Here is a 17,480-nt window from a genome sequence, read left to right on the forward strand (position 1 = left end):
TTTTTTGTTATCAGCTTAAAAAATCAACTCCATTTACGCCTTTTATCTTTTTCAGTTCAGCAATCACTGTCATTACGGTTTCTTGCTGATTAAATTGTTTCTGTATGGTGATCTTGATCTCATCATTCCCATCTCCGGAAAGCAAACTGATTTCCCTGAAAGGAATATTGTTTATTTTCAAAACTCCTTCTATCGCTTCAAAATCTACCTGCTTTTGTTCTAAGGTCATTCTAATATTACGATACCTGTTTTTCTTGAAAAATCTATTTTCAAAAGGCTTAAATACGGCAAGAATAATCAAAGCAATAAACGTGGTACTCACTGCTTCTATGTATAAACCACCACCAACAGCCAAACCAATTGCTGCTACCGTCCAAAGACCCGCTGCTGTGGTCAAACCTTTTACAATCTCGTTACGCAGAAAAAATATAGTGCCGGCGCCCAGAAAACCAATGCCACTCACTACCTGAGCAGCTACCCGTGAAGGATCAAGCTCGATACCTGGTTTACCCACAACATCATTAAAACCATAGGTTGAAACCAACATGATGAGCGCCGAGCCAAGACTAACCATCATATGGGTTCGTAAACCGGCTGTCCACTGTCGGCGTTCGCGCTCCCATCCAATTATACTGCCTAACAGTGCGGCTACTAAAAGCCGTAAAAGCATATCGTAAGTACTTATCATATTATTCAAATGAATTATAGTGGCATTCAAATATACATGAACATTAAAAAGTCTATCATAAAAAATGAAGTTGAATTGATTTTTTAAATCGTACGCTATCAACCAGGTAAAGTTTTCAAAATAAGTTCAGCAAAAATATAATCCCTAAACAGGCGGACATTTTTTTTTCAAAAGTGGGTTTACATGGTTTACACAATTCATGCTTAACTTTTATTTATATAATTGATAGTCAGTAAATTATATAAATTTATCCTCATATAGTGGGTTTATATGTAAACCATAATATATTATTTAAATAAAGCCTCATAAAGAATTAATTATCAGTAACTTAATGCTTTATGAGGCTCTCAATATTGGAAACTCATTATTTGATATAAGTTCCCTTAGTAAAATTTCCCAAAACAATTCTATACACCTTTTGTCTATAAATTAAAAAATCATTCACTATGATTACCAGCGGCATTACAATTGGGATCAATAAACAAGATGGCACTTCAATGAATATTGCCATTGACCCGGTAAATACCAATAAGACAGAATCGGGTACAGCAAATACCGGTACCTATAAATTATATAGGGATATCGATAGCGCTAAAACTTTTGATAAAGGATATCTAGGTGCAATATCTTTGGATGGTGCAGACAATAGCTACCATTACTCCGGCGGTACCGAGCTTACCGACTTTGAGCTGAAACAACTAGCCGATTTTATACGCGGCTATCACGCTACTGGAAAAGAATTGGATGATCATAACCGCGACATCACTACCAAGTGATTAGTTCCTATTTACAAAAGAACTTTATTAAACTCACGGATATACTTATCAATATAATTTTGTTTTGATTTTGCCTTATACTGCATAATATACCGGGGATGTTCTAACGCAATGATCTCTTTAAAAAAGCGTTTCTCATCATTTAGCTTTCGTAAAAAGGCTTCATTTTTTCCAGTTCCAAAACAAAAACAAACATCCGTTTCAAAACCTATATCTAGTTGCTTCTGTATATTTTCTATAATGAACGGATATGCCGCCTTTTGTAATGCAGGGGTATCATAATAGTTGTAATTCGTTTCTTTTCCGTTACTGCCGGTAATAGTAAAACCCAACGGACAAACAGAGTGGATATAAAACTGCTTATAAAACTCCTGTATGCCGCCAAACGCACCTATCATGTCGTAAACATACTCTGATGATGGTTCATGTGTCAGTGGGCCTTCAAAAGGGATCTGGCATTGAGCAATCATTCTTTTGGGATCGGTAAATGATACTCCCGTCATACCGGAGCCAAATCTTCCCGGATTAATACCTAGTATTAAATGCCGGGGATGGTCGTCACTATAATACTTACGGTAAAACTGGGTAGAAACCTGCATGGCAGATCCGCTTTCTTTAAACGGGTTCATAATGCTAATACCGGGAGGCAATGCTCCGGTAAAATCAAGCTGCTGGTTAAAGGCTATTATCCTATCGGCAAAAGTGCTCATATTAACCGCTAACTTATTTAAAAAGAACGGTACAAAAAATAAAATCCCGGCTCCAATAGGTAACCGGGATTTATAAGCATCAGTTAATCAATAATTACTTCATATATTCTTTATCCAGGAACAGGTAACGTGTACGGTTCACTTCGGTTTTAAGCTGACTTACAACATCAATAGTCATAAATTTCACATGGTCATTATCCTTAATGGCTTCCCATTTAGGCTGACCGTTACCATTCGGGTTACCCGTTTTTATAAAATTGGCAAAATAGTTTTCCATGGTGGCTGATACCTTGTAGTCATCGGGCGTCCAGGCATAAACCTTATTACTGGCTAAATTTCCCATTGCATATTCAATTTCTGAAGCATGAGGAGCCCCTACCGCCAAGGGTTTAGGAGCGGCTGCTTTGGAGCCATCACCTTTTACAACACCACCGGCAAGACCGGGTGTCGCATTACCCATTTGAGCTGTCATAGCCGGTCGTACGCGGGCAAATTCATAGCGATAAACTGGCTTACCGCCTGTTTTTACCTGCAGATCGGCCCATTTCCAGGTACTGTAAACTATAAAACGATCACTGGACAAAGCCGTTGCAGAACGGATTACCTCATCGTTTGTTGATGCGGGATATAACTTTAAAACTTCTTCGGCCCGATCGCCATAAAGTTGTTTTAATACTTTAGTGTAATTTTCAAGAGTTGGTGCATCGCCCCTGAACACAAATTGATAAGGCACTTCTGCAGAGTTCCACCCTACCAAAAGAGGCACATGTGCCTGCTCACCAGCTTCAAAAATTTCGGGTAATGATTTTGGCAGTAAATAACCATCAATAGTAGCTGAGGTTGCGGATGCACCTGCAGAAAAAACAGAATCAAGTAATTGCTTTGCTGGTAAAGCTCTTAGTTCAGCCAATGAATTGGCTTTTAAACGTGCGGCAAAGGTTGTACCTCTTTGTTCACCCTCAGCCAATGGAATAGGGTAAAGTGTTGGGTTTATACCCGCTCCGCTTTCGCCAATAGCACCCGCTATCAGGTCTTTTGATAAGGGAGAAGCCATTTGTACAGACACAGAAATAGAGCCCGCTGATTCACCAGCAATCGTAACCCGTTTAGGATCGCCACCAAATGCCGCGATATTTTTTTTTACCCATAACAAAGCGGCATGTTGATCAAGATACCCGTAGTTACCGGAAGAATGGTTGGGCGATTCTTTGGTTAGTTCCGGATGGGCAAAAAAGCCAAATATACCCAGCCTATAATTTACGGTGAGCGCCACAATACCTTTCTTAGCCATGCTTTCCCCGTCATAGCGTGGCTCAGATCCATCACCAGCGGCCAATCCACCACCATAAAAATAAACCAATACCGGAAGTTTCTCTTTACCGGTTTTAGCCGGTGTCCAAACATTCAGGTACAAACAATCTTCACTCATCCCACCCGAACGGAAACCCATATCACCAAATATTGGCTTTTGCATTGGATTGTTTCCAAAATGGTCGGCCTTTAATACGCCCTGCCAGTTTTGAGCCGATTGGGGTTCTTTCCATCGCAGATCACCCACCGGGGGTTGTGCATAGGGAATCCCCTTAAATATCAGAATGGATGATCCAGCTTCCCTTGTACCCTCTACTACCCCATTCTGTGTGCTTACCTGGTTGCCTGTTTGGGCAAACACTTTTACGGTAATAATTTGTGTAAGCAGCCATACTGCTATTAGTGTTTTTTTCATATTGGTTATAATTGCTAATTGGCTTAAAATGAATAGATTTAAATTATTGTATCATTTTGTTACAATAATAAATTAAATTTAATTAAACATCAATTTTTTTGTTAATTGCTTCCTGATTTTTTACTATATTTAAATGAACAACGAGTTTATAAAGCAGGAAACGAATGTTACCGGCGAAGGCTACTTACCCGGTTTAGCTATTGATACGGTTATTTTTGGCTTCCACGATGATAAACTTAAAGTACTGATCCTTAGTTATAAGGATACGAGCTTATATGCACTTCCGGGTGGCTTTGTGCACACTGAGGAAGATGTTAATGAAGCTGCGCGTCGCGTTTTGTTTAGCCGTACAGGGCTAACCAATATATTTCTTGACCAGTTTTATGTATTTGGCGATAAAAGTCGTTACGATGCCTCATCACTTAAAACTATTATGAAAGCCCGCGGTTTCACGCCCCCAGAAGATCATTGGTTATTAAAGCGCTTTGTATCGGTTGGCTATTATGCTCTTGTTGATTTTACCAAAGCTATTCCTACCCCAGATAGTATATCTGACAGTTGTGATTGGTTCAGTTTGGATAAACTACCTCCATTAATGCAGGATCATCGGCAAATAATTGACAAAGCATTACAAACCCTGCAAGCCAACCTCGATCATAAGCTCATTGGCTTTAATCTGTTGTCTGATGACTTTACCATGGGCGATTTGCAACGCCTTTACGAAACTGTTTTAAATAAAAAACTGATCCGTGCCGCTTTTCAGCGTAAAATGCTCGGTTTAGGTATACTGGAACGGATAGCTAAAAAATGGACAGGGGGAGCACATAAAGCCCCTTACCTTTATCGGTTTATTGCCAGAGATTAGCATTATGTCATAATTAGCCCTTTAATTGTCGTATTCCCCCCCTTCGCTTCCTGTTTGATGAAGGTAAATTTGATCTGTAAATAATCTACAGATCAACAAATACTTAAATTAAGCACAAGATGATAACAATTAACCCTTATTTGAATTTCGCGGGCAATACTGAAGAAGCTTTCAACTTTTACCAGACGGTTTTTGGAGGCGAGTTTGCAGTCGTAATGCGCTACAAAGACACTTTTGAAGCTGAACGCACAGCTGATGCCGATAAGGATAAATTAATGCATGTAGCACTGCCTATTGGTCAAGGCAATATGCTGATGGGTACCGATGTTTTAGGTCAAATGGCTGAGGATTTAGTTCAAAGCAACAGTTTTTATATCTGCATGAATGGCGAAACACCAGAACAAACGGAGAAACTATTTAATGCACTTGCCGTTGGAGGTAAAGTTGTATACCCGTTTGATAAAGCTCCATGGGGTGGTTATTTTGGACAATTGGTAGATCAGTTTGGTATTCAATGGATGGCCGATTCCATGTCAACTATCAACCCTTACCTGAACTTTGCGGGTAATACAGAAGAGGCATTTAATTTCTACAGGTCAGTTTTTGGCGGTGATTTTTTCATGCTGATCCGTTTTAAGGATAGTCCAGAGGCAGACCGTACTCCTGAAGAAGACCTTGACAAACTAATGCATATATCGTTACCTATTGGTGAAGTTGGAAAGGGTAATGTATTGATGGCTACAGACGCTATTGGTAAAATGGGTGAAGGCTTAGAACGCGGCAATAATTGTCACCTTACCATTAATGGAGGTGGCGTAGAAGAAACAAGGGCATTATTTAATGCACTTGCAGCCGGTGGAGGATCAGTTATTTATCCGTTTGATATAGCGCCCTGGGATGGTAGCTATTTTGGTATGTTGACAGATCAATTCGGCGTTCAATGGATGGCAGATTCTGCCGGCAAGCAGCAATAATTAATTATAGACAACTTTTAATCAGATCTATATTATAGAACCATATTTATAAGCAAGGTTCTATTTAATGAGGCCATCGCACTTAAAGAAGGTAAATATGAATGTTGAAGTTTTTAAAACCAATGTAAATACCCGCCGCTACGCTGATAAGCTGGTCAATCAGATACATAAAGCTTTTCACATTATAACGCTAACTTTGATCTGGACGATTGCGATAAAATATTGCGTATTGAGTGCAATAAAGGTGTTATTGGATCCAAAAAACTTATCGTTTTTTTAAATGACTATGGTTGTCATGCAGAGATCCTACCCCATTAATATTTTAACCGGGCAAACAAAAATCTATAAGCTTAATTATTAATTAATAAAACAAAAGATCATGTTAGAATTTAATAATGCATTTAGCGGTTTTTCAGTAAATGATTTACCACAGGCAAAAGAGTTTTATGGCAAAATCCTTGGCCTTCATGTTTATGACGACAAAGAAATGCCTAACCTGTTGAATCTTCAATTAAATGAAGAGAATATCATTATAATTTATCCCAAGCCGAACCACCAGCCAGCCACCTTCACCATACTTAATTTTACTGTAAAAAATATTGAAAAAATGGTTGATGAATTAACAAACCTAGGCGTAAAATTTATCATTTACAATGATGAAAATTTTAAAACCAACGAAAAAGGTATCCTGAAAGGCGATCATCGTGGCCCAACTATAGCCTGGTTTAATGATCCGGCCGGCAATATTTTGTCGCTTATTGAGAAACCTTGAGCAGTTGCGCCATTTTCCTTTTAATACAAAAGCGTAATTATTGCTTACATGTAATTTCAACTCATAGTAAATTTATTCCCTAACAGGGAATAAATTCCTCACTTTATCCACTTCCGGGTAAATAGGGTATCCCTATCCTAAAATAGGCTTGGTACATACATGGCCCTCTATAAGCTTAATATGGGTGTGTTAATAAATAAAAGCGCCTCTTGAAAGCAGGGCGGACATTATTTCCGTACTTTCGGTATAGTAATTGAATATGTATCCAAAATTGAATATTAGTGCCTGATTTTTGTATTTCGTCAATAATAACAAACCCTGGATACTGTTTCAACGTAAACCTGATTGTTTCTATTGATCATAACAGTAATCTTTCCATCAGAAATTAATAAAGCTCGCTCACTGATCATTCACTATTAAAACATGTTTACAATTTAATTAATTCAGGTTTTATAAATCTTCAGGAATGAAAAAAACCCTACTTATTGTTGATGACGATTTAAGTATTTTAAAGTTACTCAACTTTATCCTTTCAAAGGACTATGATATAGTTGTTAAAAATAATGGGATTGACGCCTTTGGATGGCTTGAAGATGGCAACATGCCTGAGTTAATTATTTCCGATCTTCAAATGCCTTACTTTGATGGGCAGTCATTTGTGAAAAACGTAAAGATCAGCGGATTTTATCGTGATATACCTGTAATATTGCTTTCAGCTGCTCATGATCTTAATGAACAAGTAAGTAAGATGCCTTTTAAGGTTGATGCTTCCATTCACAAACCATTCAAGCCCAGTGAGTTAAAAACAGCCATTAACCAACTTTTACAAGTTTATGAATCACCAAACATCTGATTGGAACGAAAATTCAGGCGCTCATGTCAAGATTGCTTACGCAGGTTTGGCATTGAAAGAGTTGGTTTCTGCTGGTCTTCATGAGAATTTTAATGTAGCATATAATAATTCCATTGCCGAGCTTGAAGAATATTTGGGTAATCAATCCATTTTAACCGTTCCTGATATTATTTTAATGGAAGTTGACACCGATGGAGAATGCTTTAAAATGATTCAGGAGATCAAAAAAAGCTTTTTACTCAATGGATCGATCATCGTTCTTTTATCATCAATTGATGATAAAAGTCTTAAACAAAAAGCGATGCAGTTAAAAGTGCACGATTTTTATAGCGTTCCTTTCCTGATCGATAACCTGCGAGAACGCCTTAACTTCCTGGTTACTTTTAAATTGATCAAACCAAGATTGCTTGAACTTTCTAAAGAGGTAGATACCACTTATAAGATGCCATTTGGCAAACGTTTGATTGATCTGGCTATATCGTGCAGCATGCTGTTTGTGCTGTCACCAGTATTCCTGATCATTGCTATATTGATTAAATTGGATTCAAAGGGGCCTGTTTTTTACAAAAGCAAACGTGTTGGTACCGGTTACAAAGTATTCGATTTTTATAAATTCAGATCGATGCGCACCGATGCTGATCAGCTACTGGCCAAATTATCAACAGAAAGTAATCAATATGCATCTGAAACAGGAAGCAATAAGGCCGCATTTGTAAAGATCAAGAACGATCCACGCATTACCAAACTCGGACAGTTTTTACGCAATTCGAGCCTTGATGAATTGCCCCAATTGTTTAACATCCTGGTAGGCGATATGTCTGTAGTAGGTAACCGTCCATTGCCGGTTTATGAAGCAGAAATGCTAACCTCCAACGAGTGGTCAATGCGTTTCCTGGGGCCCGCCGGTTTAACCGGACTTTGGCAGATCAGTAAACGAGGAAAAGAAGACATGTCTGAGCGTGAACGGAAAAAATTAGATAATTTTTATGCGCAAAAATATTCTATTTGGTTAGATTTAAGAATTATTATGGGAACTATACCTGCACTGTTTCAAAAAGAAAAAGTATAAAACTAATGAACCAAAATATTATCAAGCTTTCACTTTTATTAACTTTTATTGTTTTTACAAATAATATATACGCCCAGGAATCTTTTATTAAAGATATCTCCTATCCTTATCTCGAAAAACTGATAGCTACTGCTAAGAAAAACTATCCGGAAGTTAAACTACGGCAAAGCCAGGTTAATGCTGCTAAAAGTAATTACAACGCAACCAAATTCGCCTGGCTCGATGGTTTAACCGCTTCTTATATTTATAGTCCGCAAAATTCCATCAATCTTTCTACTCCAACTATTTTTAAAGGTTACCAATTATCCGTATCACTTAATATTGGTCAATTACTAAAAAATCCGGCTACAACCAATGCAGCCAGGGAGACGTATAAAGTAGCAGAGTATCAGCAAAGCGAATATTTATTAAGCCTTGAGGCCCAGGTAAAACGCTTTTATTTCGCTTATCTGGAAGCCCAGGCTGAACTCAGGTTACGCTCAAATGCCGTACTTGATGCCGAAGGTGCAGTTAAACAATTAAAATATGCCTTTCAGAAAGGTGAGACTACTTTTCAGATCTATAACGAACAGTTAAACAGTCTTTACAATCAAAACTCATTTAAAGTACAAGCTGAATTGGCGACATTTACAGCAAAAACCAATCTGGAAGAATTATTGGGTACTAAATTAGAAGAGATTAAATAATAATGGAGATAGCTAAGTTTTTTAAACTTCTACGTAAATATAGAAATACACTCATCATCATTCCGCTGGTAACGGTAATTGGTTCATTTTTCCTTGTTAAGAATCTACCGAACAATTATATATCCCATGCCCAAATAGCAACCGGTATTGTTGATGCTTCCAGGCACCTGTTGGATAAAGACGACAATGTAAATGCCCAGGAACAACAGGTATTCCGCGAGTTTAGCAACCTGATAGCTATTATGAAGCTCAAGAAACTGATCAATCAGGTTTCTTATCAGCTCATGATTCATGATTTGAGCAGCCCTACTCCATTTCGTAAATTCAGTAAGGAATTATTGGCATTGCATCCTTATGAACGCGATAGAGCCTTGATGCTATTTAAAAATAAATTCCAAAGCATGGAACCTTTATCTCTTTATGATAAAGAAGAAGATAAACTCAACGACATTCTCATATCCATGAAATATGATGAGCGTTCGATAATAAAAGAGCTTACTATAGCACGTGATGAGGATAGTGATTTTATTTCGGTAAGTTTTGATTCAGAAAACCCGCAGTTATCTGCTTTTATAGTTAATACTTTATGTAATCAGTTCATCGCCTATTACACCCAAAATGTAAGGCAAAATGAAACTAATGCCGTGAATTTCTTATCTAAATTATTAGAAGAAAAAAAGAACGCCTTAAGTAAAAAGACAGAAGAACTGCAGAAATATAAGATACAGAACGGCGTACTTAGTCTTGACGAACAATCTAAAGCTATATTTGGCCAGATCATGGTTTATAACGACAAAAAGTTACAGGCCGAAAAAGACATTATCTCTTACGATGGGGCTATTAATGCGATCAACGGCAAGTTTGAACCAGGCGATAGGAAATATGTAGAAGCCTCGGTTAGTAAATATAACCAGGCCATTACTACAACTCAAGATCAGCTTCACATCCTGGAGGACAGATATGTACGCAGCGGATTTAACCCGCGTTATAAAAACACGATAGATTCTGTTCAAAATGTTCTTACCGGCCAGATAAATCAATCATCAGATAAGTATGTTACCAATCCGTTAGTAGCCAAGGACGATCTGATCCATCAAAAATTAACACTGGAAATATCAAGGGATCTGGCTAAATACAGCGTAAAATCAATTGATAAGGAATTGGCCAGTTTGAATAGCAAATTTTCGCGCCTGGTTCCTTTTGATGCCACGGTAAAAACTTATGATTTTAACATTGATATTGCCGGCAAGGAATATCTCGACGTTTTAAACAGATATAACGAAACTAGCCTAAAATCCAACTTCTCGATCAATCTGCGGCAAGTTGAAGTTGCTACACCTGACGTAGCTCAGCCCTCAAAAAAAATACTATTGATTGCGCTTAGTGTTATATTAAGTGTATTTGCCTGTTTGTTTGTGTTATTTGTATTGTTTTATCTGGATAGAAGTATTCAGGATCCCTCAGATCTGGTTAATAAAACACAATTGCCTTTACTGGGTTACCTGAATCAGATCAAAGGCGAAAACCTCGACCTGAAAAAACTTTGGGATGTAGAACACCGGGATAAAATGAAGCAATTTAAAGAATTGATCAGATCTGTGCGATTTGAAATTGATCAGGAGTTACAAGGTGATAAAGTCATCGCCGTAACCAGTTTAAATGCAACGGAAGGGAAAACATTATTAGCCATTAGTTTAGCCTATTCTTATTCCATGATCAATAAAAAGGTATTATTAATTGATGGAAATTTCGATAATCCTACCATTAGTAAAACAGCTTTGCCAGGTGTTTATGTTGAGGATTACTTCAAAAACAACCCGCTTAATACACAGGTGGTAGATAGTAGCACAGCTACCGTACTTGGAAATCATGGCGGAGATGTTACCTTATTTGAAATCGGACATGACGCTTTTATAAAAAGCCGCCTTGATGACCTTAGGTCGAAGTACGACATTATTATTATTGATACAGCTCCATTGACTTCCTTAAATAAATCAAAAGAGTGGTTATTATTCGCTAATAAAACCCTTGCAGTTTTTGAATCAGGGAAAAGTATCACCAACGGTCAAAAGCCTGATATAGCCTATCTGCGTAGCCTTAATAATAAATTTGCGGGTTGGGTACTTAACAAAACTGATTTCAATCAAAAAAAAGAATCAGCATCATAAACTAAGGTCCTTCGGCTGGTGTTAATATTGATTTAAAACTACATTACTATGAGGTTGGAACCCAAGAAACAGGAACTTGACCCATTTGAAAATTTAAGTCCCCTGCAAAAAAAATCACGCAAGGCTGCTATTGTTGTCGCTTTTATCGGAACGTTTGTTTGGGTAGTTAAAATTCTATTTTTTTAAAACTATAATAACAGCAAATGCTGAATAATGTCAACAATAGTACTGAAACAAAGCCATCACTTTGGAAAAGCATGTTAATACAAAAGCTATCCAATAAAGTGGTGATATTGTTACTGTTGCTAGCCTCGTTATTCTTTAGTTATATCGTGTTTAAATTCGGAATAATTGGAGGTGGTATAGTTTTAACACTATTGGTTGGCATTCCTATACTGTATGGCATTGTGGCCTACCCTAAATTCGGAATAACAATCCTTATCATCGCCTCATTTTTTATAAACTATGTTTCGGAGATGGTCCCGGAAATTGCCCCTATAGGTACACTGCTTGATGCCATAACGTATTTATTGATCCTTGGATTTTTCATTAAACAAAAGGGGGAACATGATTGGTCGCGCTTTAAAAACCCAATTAGTTATATTATTTTAATCTGGCTGGCATATAATTTCCTGGAAGTCGTTAACCCCTGGGCCGCATCAAGACTTGCCTGGGTATATACCGTACGTACAGTTGGCTTTATCATGATGATGTACTTTATATTTGTATATCATATCAGGTCTGTTGATTTTATAAAGTTTCTTTTAAAACTATGGCTTGCTTTTTCCTGTATTGCTGCCATATCCGCGTTTCAACAGGAAAATATTGGTTTTTTTTGGTTTGAAAAAGATTATCTGTACGCAGATCCTTTACGTGTAAGCTTGCTTTTCATCAATGGGCATATGCGTAAGTTTGGCATTTTCCCTGATCCGGTTACTTTTTCATACAATATGGTGGTTGCGGCTTTGCTTTGCATCGCTTTAATTATGGGGAACCATAGTTTGCGTAAAAAACTAGCTTTAGGTTTTATGGCAGCCTTCTTCCTCTTTGTAATGCTTTATTCGGGCACCAGGGCTGCTTATGTGCTTGTACCTGCATCGCTCCTGATGCTTGCTGTCCTAAATTTCAATAAAAAGGTGATGCTATTTGCTGTAACAGCAGGTTTAATGCTTGGCTTTTTAATAGTAATGCCTACTTCAAACCCATTGATCAAACGGTTTCAGACGGCGTTTAACCCCTCCGATGATCCATCATACAATGTAAGGGCAGAAAATCAAAAACGAATAAAGCCTTACATTTTATCACATCCCATTGGTGGCGGACTTGGTTCTGTTGGTGTTTGGGGGCGGCGGTTTTCACCAAATTCAGAATTATCAAAGTTCCCTCCGGATAGTGGTTATGTACGTGTAGCGGTTGAAATGGGGTGGATCGGCCTGATTCTTTTTTGCACATTAATATATATCGCCCTTTATAACGGTATTAATTACTATTACCGGATCAAAAATCCGGAGCTCAAAAACTACTGTATGGCCATGATATTGATCATTTTTGCTTTCAATATAGGTAATTTCCCGCAGCAGGCATTAGTACAATATCCAAGTAACGTCTTGTTTTATTTGGCCATAGCTATCATCGTAGCATGTATGCGTTTGGATAATGAAGAACAGGCAAAGCTTATAGCTCAACCTCTTGGGAATGAACATAAATTACAAAAATGGAGTTAAGTAAATGACGTTAGTATCAACAATAAAGTCGAACCCCGGTTTAAAGCGCTTTGTACACTGGTTAATTGTACGCAGTGGCGAAGCTAAACCCAGGTTATGGGTGCGTTGGTTTGTTAATCCATTTTTTCATAAACGGGGCAAAAAGTCGGTTGTGAGGTTTAAGGCCCGTATGGATATATTTCCTTTCAATAAATTCGCCCTGGGTAGCAACAGTATTATTGAAGATTTGGCCACTATAAATAACGGAGTTGGTGATGTTATTATTGGTAACAATTGTGGCATTGGCATTGGCAACGTATTAATAGGCCCGGTGAGTTTAGGTAATTACGTTATGCTTGCTCAAAACATTGTGCTTTCGGGACTTAATCATGGCTATGAGGATATTACTACTCCCCCTCGTCTACAAAAGGTAACCACCAAACAGATCACTATTCATGACAATGTTTGGATAGGCGCCAATAGTGTGGTAACAGCCGGCGTTACCATTGGTAAACATGCCATTATTGGGGCAGGTAGTGTAGTTACTAAAGATATACCACAATACAGTGTAGCAGTTGGTAATCCCGCAAGAGTGATCAAAAGGTATAATTTCACAACTAACAGCTGGGAAAAAGCATAACAACTGATACATGAGCTTTTTAAAAAAAGTTATTAATAAGCACACACTTTCCTTAGCTAGTAACGCTATTATGCCGGTATTGGGGATGGCCATACTATCGTTGATGGCCCGCTATCTTTCCAAGGCAGATTTTGGCGATTATATCTTTTTCCTGATTGTATTTACCCTGGCCGATACCTTTCGTACCGGCTTTATGCAAACATCGCTTATTAAATTTTACGCAGGTACTGATAAAACACGGGCAGCTAACATAGCAGGTTCGGCATGGTACCTGGGTTTCATGATCGTATTGGCGTTTGGTATAGGTAATTTGCTGATGTACTTTTTCTACTTCGGTAATAATCCGAATATGTTTATGATCATCAGATGGTTCAGTGCTATATTTTTTTGTACCCTGCCTGCAGCCATAGCCATGTGGATACTACAGGCCGAGGAACGCTTCGATAAACTATTCCTGTTACAATTGATAAACCAGGGTGGATTCTTTATACTGATATTGTTATTGATTATTTTTCATAGGGTAAGTTTCCAAAACGCCTTATATAGTTATCTTATCAATAATGTGGTAAGCAGTATAATCACCATTATTATAGGCTGGTCAAAGGTAAAAACCATCAGCAGTAAAAGCTGGACATCAATCAAAGAGCTGGCACATTTTGGTAAATTCAGTGTTGGTACCTCCATCAGCTCCTACCTCTTACGCAGTTCAGATACCTTCATTATTAAGATGATGTTTCCATCTGAGTTGCTGGCTGTTTATTACATCCCCCAGCGTCTCATGGAAATATTTGAAATACCGCTCAGGGCCTTTATAGCTACAGCCCTACCTGTAATGTCAGCAGCGGTTCACCGTGATGATAAAAGGTATGTTTCTTATATCATGAAAAAGTATGCGGGTATGCTCACTATTGCCCTAATACCTGTTGCTATAGTTTCGTTCATCGCTGCCGATCTGATCATAGGGTTGCTTTTTGGCGGCAAGTATCAACATTCCGATGCAGGTAATATCTTTCGTATCTTCATGTGTTTTGTAATGCTGCTACCCATCGATAGATTTTTTGGAATTACGCTCGACATCATTGGTAAACCACAGCTAAACATGATTAAGGTATTTATCATGTTGGCCGTAAATGTAGCAGGTGATTTTGCAGGCATATTCATCTTTCATAATCTTTATGGCGTGGCCATTGCTTCTATATTCACTTTTTTTTCAGGAGCGATATTTGGTTACTGGGCCCTTAAAAAACATCTGGAATTTAAGATCGGGGATATATTTAAACTGGGTTATATCGAGCTCATGGAATTGTTAGGCATATTGTATCAAAAATTGCAAAAAAGGAGTTGAAGCAAGACTAATCATGGAGTTGAAAAACAGGCACATCATTATATTCTCGCAAATGCAGTTTGACGGCCGCCTGGAGTCAACTAATTATACCATGGCCAAACACTTGGCTAAAGACAATTATGTATATTATGTAGATCGGCCTTTTACCTGGAAAGACTATATCAAGTTTAGAGATACCAAAGAGTACAAGATACGAAAACCGCATTTTTTTTCATCGACCAACAGTTATATTCAAACCGATATTCCGAATCTTAAAATTATCATTTCTCCTCCGGTGCCATCCATTAACATGCTACCCGAAGGTGTATTTTATCGGGCTGCAGTCAAATTCAATGAGGGTATTGTAGCCAAAAGGCTCAAGAAGGTGATTAAGCATCTGAATATCAAAGATTATATCTACATCAATTCCTATAACTACACCTACCCTACTTTTCATCAACTGATAAAACCGGTATTAACGGTTTATCATTGCGTTGATCCCTTGGTTGAAGAGTATCAGATCAGGCATGGACTGATATCAGAAGATATTGTTGTAAAAAGTGTCGACCTGGTGATCTGTACCAGCAAACAGTTAAGAGACAGCAAGAAAAAGTTAAACAGTAATTCCTTTTTCATTCCAAACGCCGCAAACATCACTCACAGTCAAAAAGCACTTGATCCGCAATTATCGGTAGCTGCTATTTTAGCAGACATCAAAAAACCGGTGATCGGTTATTTTGGAAATATAGAACGACGCATTGATTATGATCTGCTAACCGAAGTATTGCAGCAAAATCCGGATAAGAATTTTGTTTTTGTGGGCCCCATTGACATCGACTACTCAGACCATGCCATCTTCAAGGCACCTAACATATCACTAAAGGGCGCCGTCCCTTATGAGGAGATGCCAGCAGTTTTAAAAGGATTTGATGTTGCTATTATTCCATTCAAAAAAGATGGGGTGAGCAATGCTATATTCCCGTTAAAACTATTCGAATACCTGGGATCTGGGCGGCCGGTAGTATCAACCGATTTCAATATCGATCTGCGCGAATTTACCGGAGATACGGTAGCCTATTGTAGCAACGCAAATGAGTTTTCGGAAGCTTTGAACACAGCGCTTAATGACACTTCTGATCTGCAGCAAAAAAGACTTGCAATAGCTGCAGAAAATACGTGGGAGCACCGGATCTTAGAAATCGAAAACTTGTTGGCATTAAATTTAGATAGAGTATCTAAATAGTTAAATTTATAGTATAACGCCTCATAGATAATACACACATGGATATTATAAAATTAATAGCAACAGTAATTATGGATGTGCTTTTTATATACCTGGGTGTATATTGCATTTATCTATTTATTTTCTCAGTTGCGGGGAAATTAATACCCATTAAGCAGCCGCAGGTTGCTTCTTCGTTAAGTCGGTTTGTAATTTATATATGTGCTTATAAAGAAGATGAGATTTTATTAAACTCTGCCGCAAGTGCCTTAACTATTGATTATCCTAAAGATTCGTTTCACGTTTGTATTATTGCCGATTCACTAAAACCTGAAACCATTGCAAAATTAAAGCAGATGCCTTTACAGGTTCTGGAGGTTTTTTTTGAAAATAGTACTAAGTCTAAAGCACTTAATAAGGCTATCGAGAACACAGCCGATGGTTTTGACGCTGCTATAGTTTTTGACATCGATAATGTAGCAGCACCCGACTATCTGTACCAGATCAATAACTGGTTACAAGCCGGAGAAAGGGTAATACAAGGCCACCGTATAGCCAAAAACGCTAATACCTCAGTAGCTGTACTTGATGGCATTAGCGAAGAGGTTAACAACCACATTTTCAGGAAGTCGCAATGGGTATTTAAACTATCTGCAGCTATAATTGGCTCCGGAATGGCACTGGAATACAAGCTATTTAAAGAAACCATGACTAAAATAGATGCTGTAGGTGGTTTCGACAAGGAGATGGGATTAATACTTACCCGGCAAAAAATAAGCGTTGCTTACGCTGAAAACGCTTTGGTTTATGACGAAAAGGTAAGTAATCCTGAAGTATTTAAAAAGCAACGCAAAAGATGGTTATCGGCCCAATTCAATCTACTGCGCAAATATGGTAGCAGCGGATTTGGCCAACTGTTTTTACACGGCAACTTTGATTACTTCAACGAGATATATCAGATGTCCATATTACCACGGGTATTGATGTTGGGTTTGATGCCTTTTATGCTACTAATCTCCCTGTTGCTTCCCGGCATAGGTCCGCACTGGTACTTATGGCTTATCGCAACATGCTGCTGTTATATTGGTATTGTTGTTGCTATACCCCGGGAATACTTTAATAAGCAATTATTTAAAGCAGCTTTAAAGTTGCCGATGATATTTTTTACTATGCTATTGTTATTATTTAAATTAAAAGGTGCCAATAAAAAATTTATACATACACCGCACGATCATACTGCCGCTTAATTACGTATATAACACTTGAAGTTGATTATTAACCGGATAAATAATTAAATGTCTCAC

The 17,480-nt window shown here is 37.9% G+C and carries 16 protein-coding genes; 13 read left to right on the plus strand and 3 right to left on the minus strand.

Going from position 1 to position 17,480, the window contains the following annotated elements; genetic code table 11:
- Positions 1-10: 10 nt before the first annotated feature.
- Entirely contained in the window at positions 11-688 is a 678-nt protein-coding gene (locus BW976_RS10910) for an MgtC/SapB family protein (RefSeq protein ID WP_076373379.1), read from the minus strand.
- A 446-nt stretch (positions 689-1,134) separates the two neighbouring features.
- Here BW976_RS10910 and BW976_RS10915 point away from each other — a divergent pair, with 446 nt between their 5' ends.
- The gene (locus BW976_RS10915; RefSeq protein WP_076373313.1) at positions 1,135-1,464 is read left to right on the plus strand and encodes a hypothetical protein; all 330 of its coding nucleotides are present in this window, start codon (positions 1,135-1,137) and stop codon (positions 1,462-1,464) included.
- Between the two features lie 11 nt (positions 1,465-1,475).
- On the opposite strand, the gene BW976_RS10920 is transcribed toward BW976_RS10915, so the two are convergent.
- Complete coding sequence (locus BW976_RS10920; RefSeq protein ID WP_076373314.1) at positions 1,476-2,174, minus strand: uracil-DNA glycosylase family protein; 699 nt, start codon at positions 2,172-2,174, stop codon at positions 1,476-1,478.
- Between the two features lie 94 nt (positions 2,175-2,268).
- Positions 2,269-3,900, minus strand: a complete 1,632-nt coding sequence (locus BW976_RS10925; RefSeq protein WP_076373315.1) for a carboxylesterase/lipase family protein — start codon at positions 3,898-3,900, stop codon at positions 2,269-2,271.
- 133 nt (positions 3,901-4,033) lie between these two features.
- Between BW976_RS10925 and BW976_RS10930 the strand changes: the two genes are divergently transcribed.
- From BW976_RS10930 to BW976_RS10995, 12 genes are all read left to right on the plus strand, one after another.
- Positions 4,034-4,765, plus strand: coding sequence for an NUDIX hydrolase (locus BW976_RS10930; protein WP_076373316.1), 732 nt, complete (start codon positions 4,034-4,036; stop codon positions 4,763-4,765).
- A gap of 119 nt (positions 4,766-4,884) precedes the next feature.
- Positions 4,885-5,739 (plus strand): VOC family protein, encoded by an 855-nt coding sequence (locus tag BW976_RS29785; RefSeq protein WP_084192155.1) that lies wholly within the window; start codon positions 4,885-4,887, stop codon positions 5,737-5,739.
- 379 nt (positions 5,740-6,118) lie between these two features.
- Positions 6,119-6,511: a VOC family protein gene (locus tag BW976_RS10950; RefSeq protein WP_076373317.1), complete on the plus strand. Its 393-nt coding sequence runs from the start codon at positions 6,119-6,121 to the stop codon at positions 6,509-6,511.
- A gap of 466 nt (positions 6,512-6,977) precedes the next feature.
- A complete protein-coding gene (locus BW976_RS10955; protein ID WP_076373318.1) occupies positions 6,978-7,364 on the plus strand; it encodes a response regulator in 387 nt (128 codons plus the stop codon).
- Positions 7,345-8,433, plus strand: coding sequence for a sugar transferase (locus BW976_RS10960; protein WP_076373319.1), 1,089 nt, complete (start codon positions 7,345-7,347; stop codon positions 8,431-8,433). Before BW976_RS10955 ends, BW976_RS10960 begins: the two co-directional genes overlap by 20 nt.
- Before the next feature lie 5 nt (positions 8,434-8,438).
- The gene (locus tag BW976_RS10965; protein ID WP_076373320.1) at positions 8,439-9,119 is read left to right on the plus strand and encodes a TolC family protein; all 681 of its coding nucleotides are present in this window, start codon (positions 8,439-8,441) and stop codon (positions 9,117-9,119) included.
- Positions 9,120-9,121: 2 nt separating this feature from the next.
- A complete protein-coding gene (locus BW976_RS10970) occupies positions 9,122-11,287 on the plus strand; it encodes a GumC family protein (RefSeq protein WP_084192156.1) in 2,166 nt (721 codons plus the stop codon).
- A gap of 203 nt (positions 11,288-11,490) precedes the next feature.
- On the plus strand, positions 11,491-13,011 hold the full coding sequence (locus BW976_RS10975; protein ID WP_139332275.1) for an O-antigen ligase family protein: 1,521 nt from the start codon (positions 11,491-11,493) through the stop codon (positions 13,009-13,011).
- Positions 13,012-13,015: 4 nt separating this feature from the next.
- Complete coding sequence (locus BW976_RS29935; protein ID WP_076373322.1) at positions 13,016-13,630, plus strand: acyltransferase; 615 nt, start codon at positions 13,016-13,018, stop codon at positions 13,628-13,630.
- A gap of 10 nt (positions 13,631-13,640) precedes the next feature.
- Positions 13,641-14,975, plus strand: a complete 1,335-nt coding sequence (locus tag BW976_RS10985) for a lipopolysaccharide biosynthesis protein (RefSeq protein WP_076373323.1) — start codon at positions 13,641-13,643, stop codon at positions 14,973-14,975.
- Positions 14,976-14,988: 13 nt separating this feature from the next.
- The gene (locus tag BW976_RS10990) at positions 14,989-16,197 is read left to right on the plus strand and encodes a glycosyltransferase (protein WP_076373324.1); all 1,209 of its coding nucleotides are present in this window, start codon (positions 14,989-14,991) and stop codon (positions 16,195-16,197) included.
- Positions 16,198-16,235: 38 nt separating this feature from the next.
- On the plus strand, positions 16,236-17,423 hold the full coding sequence (locus BW976_RS10995; protein WP_076373325.1) for a glycosyltransferase family 2 protein: 1,188 nt from the start codon (positions 16,236-16,238) through the stop codon (positions 17,421-17,423).
- Positions 17,424-17,480 lie beyond the last annotated feature (57 nt).

Origin of the sequence: Mucilaginibacter lappiensis, assembly GCF_900155965.1 — a bacterium.
Lineage (GTDB): Bacteria > Bacteroidota > Bacteroidia > Sphingobacteriales > Sphingobacteriaceae > Mucilaginibacter > Mucilaginibacter lappiensis.

Coding starts and splice junctions, on each gene's coding strand:
- BW976_RS10960 (WP_076373319.1), top strand. CDS start 7,345: ATGAATCACCAAACATCTGATTGGAACGAAAATTCAGGCGCTCATGTC.
- BW976_RS10930 (WP_076373316.1), top strand. CDS start 4,034: ATGAACAACGAGTTTATAAAGCAGGAAACGAATGTTACCGGCGAAGGC.
- BW976_RS10965 (WP_076373320.1), top strand. CDS start 8,439: ATGAACCAAAATATTATCAAGCTTTCACTTTTATTAACTTTTATTGTT.
- BW976_RS10950 (WP_076373317.1), top strand. CDS start 6,119: ATGTTAGAATTTAATAATGCATTTAGCGGTTTTTCAGTAAATGATTTA.
- BW976_RS10995 (WP_076373325.1), top strand. CDS start 16,236: ATGGATATTATAAAATTAATAGCAACAGTAATTATGGATGTGCTTTTT.
- BW976_RS29785 (WP_084192155.1), top strand. CDS start 4,885: ATGATAACAATTAACCCTTATTTGAATTTCGCGGGCAATACTGAAGAA.
- BW976_RS29935 (WP_076373322.1), top strand. CDS start 13,016: ATGACGTTAGTATCAACAATAAAGTCGAACCCCGGTTTAAAGCGCTTT.
- BW976_RS10985 (WP_076373323.1), top strand. CDS start 13,641: ATGAGCTTTTTAAAAAAAGTTATTAATAAGCACACACTTTCCTTAGCT.
- BW976_RS10990 (WP_076373324.1), top strand. CDS start 14,989: ATGGAGTTGAAAAACAGGCACATCATTATATTCTCGCAAATGCAGTTT.
- BW976_RS10955 (WP_076373318.1), top strand. CDS start 6,978: ATGAAAAAAACCCTACTTATTGTTGATGACGATTTAAGTATTTTAAAG.
- BW976_RS10970 (WP_084192156.1), top strand. CDS start 9,122: ATGGAGATAGCTAAGTTTTTTAAACTTCTACGTAAATATAGAAATACA.
- BW976_RS10975 (WP_139332275.1), top strand. CDS start 11,491: ATGCTGAATAATGTCAACAATAGTACTGAAACAAAGCCATCACTTTGG.
- BW976_RS10910 (WP_076373379.1), bottom strand. CDS start 688: ATGATAAGTACTTACGATATGCTTTTACGGCTTTTAGTAGCCGCACTG.
- BW976_RS10915 (WP_076373313.1), top strand. CDS start 1,135: ATGATTACCAGCGGCATTACAATTGGGATCAATAAACAAGATGGCACT.
- BW976_RS10925 (WP_076373315.1), bottom strand. CDS start 3,900: ATGAAAAAAACACTAATAGCAGTATGGCTGCTTACACAAATTATTACC.
- BW976_RS10920 (WP_076373314.1), bottom strand. CDS start 2,174: ATGAGCACTTTTGCCGATAGGATAATAGCCTTTAACCAGCAGCTTGAT.